The organism is Vibrio sp. S11_S32 (genome assembly GCF_014694465.1).
Taxonomy (GTDB): domain Bacteria; phylum Pseudomonadota; class Gammaproteobacteria; order Enterobacterales; family Vibrionaceae; genus Vibrio; species Vibrio algicola.
Window position 1 is genome coordinate 1 of record NZ_JAAUWS010000075.1, and the last position, 7,925, is coordinate 7,925.

The 7,925-nt window shown below is 38.5% G+C and carries 6 protein-coding genes; 5 read left to right on the forward strand and 1 reads right to left on the reverse strand.

All coding sequences use genetic code 11. The features are described 5' to 3' along the window. Positions 1–271, forward strand: a 271-nt coding sequence (locus HC723_RS15970; RefSeq protein ID WP_190339787.1) for an IS30 family transposase, incomplete at its 5' end; no start/stop codon positions are given. 132 nt (positions 272–403) lie between these two features. Continuing rightward, positions 404–1,192 (forward strand): hypothetical protein, encoded by a 789-nt coding sequence (locus HC723_RS15975; protein ID WP_190339788.1) that lies wholly within the window; start codon positions 404–406, stop codon positions 1,190–1,192. 54 nt (positions 1,193–1,246) lie between these two features. Here the strand turns inward: HC723_RS15975 and HC723_RS15980 are convergent, their stop codons facing one another. Then, complete coding sequence (locus HC723_RS15980) at positions 1,247–2,293, reverse strand: replication initiation protein (protein WP_190339789.1); 1,047 nt, start codon at positions 2,291–2,293, stop codon at positions 1,247–1,249. A 1,222-nt stretch (positions 2,294–3,515) separates the two neighbouring features. Here HC723_RS15980 and traD point away from each other — a divergent pair. Genes traD through HC723_RS15995 form a run of 3 tightly spaced genes read left to right on the forward strand, consistent with a single transcriptional unit; the run spans position 3,516 to position 6,720 of the window. Then, positions 3,516–5,690 carry a type IV conjugative transfer system coupling protein TraD gene (traD, locus tag HC723_RS15985; protein WP_190339790.1) on the forward strand — a complete coding sequence of 725 codons (2,175 nt, stop codon included), beginning with the start codon at positions 3,516–3,518 and terminating at the stop codon, positions 5,688–5,690. Then, on the forward strand, positions 5,680–6,000 hold the full coding sequence (locus tag HC723_RS15990) for a hypothetical protein (protein ID WP_190339791.1): 321 nt from the start codon (positions 5,680–5,682) through the stop codon (positions 5,998–6,000). The genes traD and HC723_RS15990 overlap by 11 nt, the downstream gene beginning before the upstream one ends. 6 nt (positions 6,001–6,006) lie before the next feature. After that, the gene (locus HC723_RS15995) at positions 6,007–6,720 is read left to right on the forward strand and encodes a DUF4400 domain-containing protein (protein ID WP_190339792.1); all 714 of its coding nucleotides are present in this window, start codon (positions 6,007–6,009) and stop codon (positions 6,718–6,720) included. Positions 6,721–7,925 lie beyond the last annotated feature (1,205 nt).

The following is a 7,925-nucleotide window of genomic DNA, read 5'->3' on the forward strand; positions in this document are numbered from 1 at the left end:
GTTTGCAGGGCATATGAAAATAGCTAAGGCTCTAAAGTGTAAAACCTATTTTGCGAAGCCTTATCATTCTTGGCAAAGAGGGCTAAATGAAAATAGTAATGGATTATTAAGACGCTACTTCCCAAAACGAACATCCATCGCTAATATAAGTACAAAAGTACTCAATAATATTAGATTATTGATTAATATGCGGCCCAGGAAAACACTGGATTATCTGAGTCCGATAGAAGCTTTTACTGGTAAGTGTGTGTCGCTTATGTCGAGAATCTAGGGTTTGCTTTACCTATTTCGGACGCTGATATGTAGTCATTTTTCATTTTTAGACCCATCTGAATGTTGCAACTAAAGTTGTAATGCGAACTATAACAGATAGGATTTCTTCTTCATATAGGAATATGTACATTTGACCTCTATTAAAGAAATTTGGCGTGATTTTTATACCGCAGAACGCGACTTTCACAACCTTGTAATGCAAACATTAACACTCAAGCATTCGATTAATGATAGCAGCAAGCAGGTCGGTCTTAATACCGATAGCATCGTTTTACCAGCGTACATTCGTGAAATATGGCTCGCAAAGGATAATGCAGAGTTAGAACGTTTTCAGGCACATTGGCAAAACGTCGATGATCTGTATATGTATGCAATGGATTTTGAAGGGAGAACAGCTAAAACTAAACCTAAGAAGTTCCCACTCTTCCTCAAGAACGTGTCCAAAATACTGTTATCAAAACACACCGCATTTTCTAGTATCCTCTTAGACGGTACTGGCAATTTAAAGATATGCCGCTACCCAAACAATGACGATGGACTCGTAATGCTTCATGCAGCTAAAGATGACCTAGCTAAAATTGGAATCCATTGCTCTATCGTAAAAGTAGATAGTTCAGGCTGGATTTACCTAACCGCACAACAAATACAAATCATGGATTACTTTTCTGATATACCTAATATTCGCTATCGACGAAATTCTGGATATCAATATCGAGCCAGGGTTCACTTTAAAGGCCAAGATAAAAAAGAAGGGACTAGATACAATGCTGGCTTTCTAATTTGTTCCGGTGATTTTGACATTCGCAGTCACAAAAAAGCAGAGCCTCGCGCCCATAGAACTGAGTCAGTCAAAGCCGCGCTTCAATTTAACTGTAACACCAATGGCATGTTTGTGGATTTCTACAATGACGATGAATAATTGCAGAACTGCAATTACAAATCCCTTCACACAGGTAAAGGGATTTATTGTTTTTTATTTTGCGACACGGCTTCGAGCTTTAATTTCTGCTTTTCTTGTATCGCAACTGAATGTATCACCGGTTATTTCATAATACTGTACCAATCTTCTAAGGTCCGGTATTTCCAACCTCAATGATTCATCATACTCCAAAAGTTCAGCCTCATAATCAAGCAACAATTTAATATTATAATTAGCCCAATCAGCTTCCGGTGCAGCTCCCTTTGTTACATGAGGTCGTCTTTTTAATCTCGGACGACTTGGCTTTATCGGTAAAGTCAAAACAGAAGGGTCATCCTCCCTTAGTACGCTAAACTCAACACTATCTATCGCTTTTCCAGCTTTTATTGGCTTATACACTACCGATAAATTCGTGGTTTTATTTATTTGGTTTACTGCTGGATCTAAGATGCGCCTCTTAAAATCAAACCAAGTATCATAACCTTTGATTTTCACTTTGTTTTTCATTGCATCAACGGGAAGTCGTACTACATAAACACCATTACTGCTTTTAGATTTCCCCGCCACCGAGTGAGAACCATCAAGTTTGATATACTCCCCATCTTTCAGCCATTGATACAATCTAAACTGAAATGTGTTCTTCAATTTAGTTAAATACTTAAAGTCGCTTTTTGAATAATGACTTCGCAAATCGGTTAGGTATGGTTTGATTTCAGCCGAAAACCGTAATTTGTATTTACCTTCAGCAGACGAGAGCGATACATCAGTGCTAGAAAACCAATGTATTGTTTGCTCACGCCTATCATCCTCTTTGTCCGTATATCTGATTTTTATTGGGGAAGTATTAATTTCATCTATCGCATCTTTAATCGACCGAGAGCAAGAACGAATGTCCATAGCATAAAAATCCGCAAACTCTCTTGTCGATATTATAATTTCACCAAAATCTGTTTTACTGGAATTAACCTTGGTTAGCGCCAGCCAGACGATACGCAACTGATTAATTTGCAAATAATAAGTTGATGTTACAAGTAGATTACTTTGATTGACCGTTAAATCACTACTATAGAGGTCATTAATCATCGGTATATTTTTTTTCATTAACAAATCTCACATATATAACATTCATTAGGCACATTTCGACACACCAACCATAAAAACGCAAGTGAATAATATTGTCTTTCCCACACCAAGCTCAAGTATTTGTTTTTAATGACATAAAAAAACAAAAAGTGTAATAAAGTAATATTGTCACTTTTAATGGTCAAATCCAAAAGCCACCTATATCACTGTTAAATTGTCAGTAGATAGCCGTAAACCACCTCTTTCTGGCTGTTAAATTGTCAGTAGGTAACTACGACCACCAGCAGTTAAATTGTCAGTAGATAGCCGTAAACCACCTCTTTCTGGCTGTTAAATTGTCAGTAGATAGCCGTAAACCACCGCTTTCTGGCTGTTAAATTGTCAGTAGGTAGCCGTAAACCACCTCTTTCTGGCTGTTAAATTGTCAGTAGCTAGCCGTAAACCACCTCTTTCTGACTGTTAAATTGTCAGTAGGTAGCCGTAAATCACCTCTTTCTGGCTGTTAAATTGTCAGTAGGTAACTACGACCACCAGCAGTTAAATTGTCAGTAGATAGAGGAAAAATCCAGTTACTAAATGAAAATTAAGGTGAAATATGGGAAAATATTTTGAGATCAAATTGATCTCAATTTGATCTCAATTTGACACTTGTCGCAACTGGTTTTTATGCGTGGGAATAGTTTAAAATTTAACCGTGAGAGTAAGTTATTCACATTTTTTTTGTACGTTATGAACGGATAAATTGTCAGTAGCAGACGGATAAATTGTCAGTAGAAAACGGATAAATTGTCAGTAGCAGACAGATAAATTGTCAGTAGCAGACGGATAAATTGTCAGTAGCAGACAGATAAATTGTCAGTAGCAACAGGCACTATCAATAATAAAATCAGCCAGTTACAAGCCACTAAGAAAGAAAGAAAATCAAAGATTAAGAAAAGATAAATAATAACAACGAAGAACATTAACTAGCGTTAATATTCTTTATATTTTTGATACATAATCTAACCAGAAACAACTACGAAATGATCAAAAAAGATCGACGGCATGATCTTTTTTTAGATCTATTTTTTGTAACTTTGATATTTAAAAACAACCCCACACCTAAGCTAAACTAAACTCGATTAAACCTGGCATTTGAAATTGATAAATTCAATCTCACTTCGGTCCTGCCCCCCCTAAATCAGCATTTCATTTCTCTAAGCTCATAATCTACCAATCACTAATCTCATTAGATTTCACTATGTCTAAAATTAATGTATTGCCTCTATTGGACGGTCGAATGCGCCCCTGTTACGAATATCAGGCATCCCTGATTTCAGGGTTGAGTGCTGGTATTTTAACGCAATCTACATGGATAGCAGGAATACCCTATTCTACCGCTCACGCAATGGCACTGACCGTTGCTGCTATAGGAATAAAACAATATGTGAGTGGACGAAAACTAAAGAAATATCACAATGCGCTAAAAAACATTGACGCATTTTTTATGACCATGGAAGAACTACCAGTTTCAAGTAAATCATTCTGGTTAGGGCGTGGTTTTGAGTGGAAACAAAAACACACTCAACGATTATATGAAACACAATCACCAAACGGTGAAATGATCACATCATTGTCACCGGCATACAAATCAGCGCGAAAATATGAACACGCTCACGGTGATTCAGGTAAATTTATTCATCGTCTGGTGATTACCATGATGAATAAACGCCACTTATTCAAAGTTGGTAAGTTTTCTTTTCTAAAGAATCCATTAGCTCCCCTTCCTCCTGTGGGTGGTAACTCAGCAATTCATGGCGTTGGCGTTGATGAAGAAGATGATATAAATATCGGTCTTGGCTCACTGGAGGGTCATGTACTGATCATGGGTACTACAGGTTGTGGAAAAACACGCACAGCGGAAATATTCATTTCCTCCGACATAGCCAGAAAGAAGCAAATAAAAACAAAGGTTCGGGGTAAAGACGCTAAAGTTAAAAACAAAACAATTTCAGTACCCGATGGAACAGTCGTCATCATGGACCCGAAAGGTGATGCTGATCTTTTAGCTCGCGCTTATAGTGAAGCGAAGCGGCATGGAAGAGAATTCTACTTCTTCCATCTAGGTGAGCAGGAAATCACTTGTCGTTACAATGGTATTGGCAATTTCAGTCGCTTATCTGAATGTGCAACGCGAATTGCTGGTCAATTATCAGGTAGCGGTGATTCATCAGCATTCAAAGAATTCGCATGGCGATTTATAGCCATTATATCAAGAGCATTGTTTGATATGGGGATTAGACCGACTTATGATCATGTTCGTCGATACATTATGAACATGGAGTCGTTATTCATTGAGTATTGTGAAGACTGGCTAACGAAGAATACTGGATCTGGTTGGAGAGAAATTGCAGCCGAGTTCTCTAAAGAAAAACAGATACCAGAGCACTTGAAGGGCCTTTCTCGCCACTCAGTGGGCTTGTCGCAGTGTATTGAGTTGGAAATGGCAAGTAGGACTGATAAATCTTATCCAGCTTATGAGGGGCTTGTTAATGCGGTTAGATATGATGCCTCCTACTTTTCAAAAATTACCGCTTCCTTGCTGCCTTTGCTTGAAAAGTTATGCTCCGGTGATCTAATCAATATTCTTTCACCCGACTATTCTGATACTGACGATGTTCGCCCGATTTTAGATTGGACTCAGGCAATAAGAAAAGATGCCGTTGTATATTGCGGTTTCGCGGCAATGGTTGACCGTGATGTTGCTAGTGCGGTATCCAACTCTATGCTCTCCGACCTATTAAGCCTATCCGGTAAAATTTATCAAAATGGTATCAATTATGGATTGCAAGGAAGTAGTTCTCAAGATCGCCCTAATATATACCTACACATGGATGAAGCTAACGAAATGTGTGGTGACGAATTTATACCTATCTTGAACAAAGCCCGTGGTAGTGGCGTTCGCGTTATCGCATACACTCAAGCCAGAGAGGACTTTGAAGTTCGTATGGGGGATGCCGCTAAAGCCGGTGTTGTTGAATCAAACTTCAATACATTAATAATGTTTAGAGTGAAGACAGCAACAACAGCCGCACTACTAACCGATCAATTGCGGGAGGTTAATGTTTATGACCGAAGCACAACCGCAGCCGGTTCTACTGATACCGATGATGCTAATCAATCATTAATGACGACACGCTATTCAGACGGTGTATCCATTACTAAATCAGTACCTATCATTAGTCCTGATGCAATTATCGCTTTACCAAAAGGTCAAGCGTTTGGATTGGTTGAGGGCAACCGATTATTTAAGATCAGATTTCCGTTACCTAAAGAAACTAAAAACACATTACCGGCAGAAATGTCGCAGGTTTATCGAAATATGAAAATGGCTTATCAGTCATACGAAAATTGGTGGGAAAAAGATGCAGCATAAAATTTTAAACCAGGTATGTGCGTTTGCTCTTTGCAACGTTATTTTGCTTTCCGGTTGTTCATCTACCCCTGATGCACCACCACCAGAAAAATTACTTAGCAGCAAAATAACGGATAAAGTTTCTATCCCTGACTCTGATCGGTATGCAGAGAATGTCACCAAAGTATTTCAAGTTAATGCAGATGAAGATGGAAACCCTATTTGTGAGCAATTTGAACAAACAGTGATAGGCGTTCAGTGGAGAGATGATACTCCTATTATTAAGTACAGCTATACACATAAACCTGTTGTATGCCCTGAAATGGAGTGATGGAACGTGGCAGGAAAAGAAAAAGAAAAGGGACAGGTTCAAGAAAACCCATTATCGACGGGCGGCTTGCGAACCACGGTAAATTTCATAATGAATTTAGTTGGCTTGTTATTTACATGCCTACTCATTTCATTTTGTATTGAATGTTTAGGTATCTTTTTTGGCTGGTGGACTGAACTTGGTTCGTATCATTCCCAAGCTGTTGCAGCGAGATACTTAAACATGGTTGCCGGTGATGCTAACTCTAGTAACTTTCTACTGAATCCGTCGGCTGTTATTCAGTGGTTTAGTGATGCCATATATCATTGGACCGACTTTAATATCTACAAATTCATTACTGACACTCATGGATATGTAGAAAACAACACTTCAGGGGAACTATTCAAGCAATTTTTATTTGCGAGTGGTTTTGTTTTTACCACGTTCTTGATCAAGGTTGGCTACCTGATTAGTTCATTGCCCGTTCTTTTCTTGATAATACTTCCATGTGTTGGGGACGGATACGCAGTGAGAATGAAGCGAACTTTTGAGGGTGGATTAGATTCAGACTTCAAAGTGAAGGTTGCTAGAATGTTTATGGGGGGCGGCTTTATGTTTGTTTCCCTATTGTTTTTTTCATTGCCGATTTATGTTGAGCCGCTTTTTGTTGTTCTCCCGTTATTTCTACTTACTGCATTTGGCATACGCATGTTCGTTATAACGTTCGCTAAAAACTTCTAGTTATCCCATCACTGTCCACCGACAATTACGGTAGGGGCGTTTTGCCCTTGCTGTAGTCTCCGAAAATCACTTCATCACTTCTAATTTGATTTCTGTCGGTGAACAACATTAAAGGTTGAAACTTTTTTGCTCTAAATTGCTGAATTTTAATCTTTGAAGTGACAATAAAACCTGAAACTTTTTCGGGTATGTGACGTGCTGTATGGAAGCCCAAACAAGAAAGGGGCTTGGTAAAGCACAAAACTAGAACAAGCAGACATCAAGGAGGCTTCAAACTCCACAATCGGCCTCATACGTCCATCTAAAGTATTATTGCGTTCAATCAAAACAAAAGCCCAAATAAGAAATAATCGAAAATTAAAGTAATTGATCTTAAATCGAAGGGCTAATTTAGATGGTTAGAATAGTTTTAATGGAGTGGAAAGTGCTTTGAAGGATCAAAAAAATAAATCACGTAGTGATTAGATTGATCTTTATTGATCTTTAGATCTTGATCTTTATATTCTATTACGCGCTTATAAGGGTATGATTTTAAATAGAAATATATCGTAAAGCTGGACAATATATCGGTCAGCTATGGACAATATATCGGTCAGCTCTGGACAATTTATCGGTCAGCTCTGGACAATTTATCGGTAATGTCTGGACAATTTATCGGTAAACTCGGACAAGCTATTGTGGATAACTTATTAATTTCATTATCTTTAAACTGCCTCAAAATCCCTTTAGAGAAAGGATCTTACCTGTACTGTGTATTATAACCCTCAGCCCCCGTTATATCTACATTCCACCCAACTCATTGAAGCAAGCAGTAGAGAAAGTTCATCACTTTGTATTTATAAGATAACGAACTCTGGACAATTTATCGGTCGGAATGGTAGTTCTGGGCTTAACTCTGGACAATTTATCGGTCGAAATAGTAGTTCTGGGCTTAACTCTGGACAATTTATCGGTCGAAATGGTGGTTCTGGTTTAACTCTGGACAATTTATCGGTCGGAATGGTGGTTCTGGGCTTAACTCTGGACAATTTATCGGTCGAAATAGTAGTTCTGGGCTTAACTCTGGACAATTTATCGGTTGGAATGGTGGTTCTGGGCTAACTCTGGACAATTTATCGGTCGAAATGGCGGATCTGGGCTTAACTCTGGACAATTTATCGGTCAGGAGTGCTGTGTTTTGCCTTAACTCTGGACAATTTATCGGT

Coding starts and splice junctions, on each gene's coding strand:
- HC723_RS15980 (WP_190339789.1), bottom strand. CDS start 2,293: ATGAAAAAAAATATACCGATGATTAATGACCTCTATAGTAGTGATTTA.
- traD (WP_190339790.1), top strand. CDS start 3,516: ATGTCTAAAATTAATGTATTGCCTCTATTGGACGGTCGAATGCGCCCC.
- HC723_RS15990 (WP_190339791.1), top strand. CDS start 5,680: ATGCAGCATAAAATTTTAAACCAGGTATGTGCGTTTGCTCTTTGCAAC.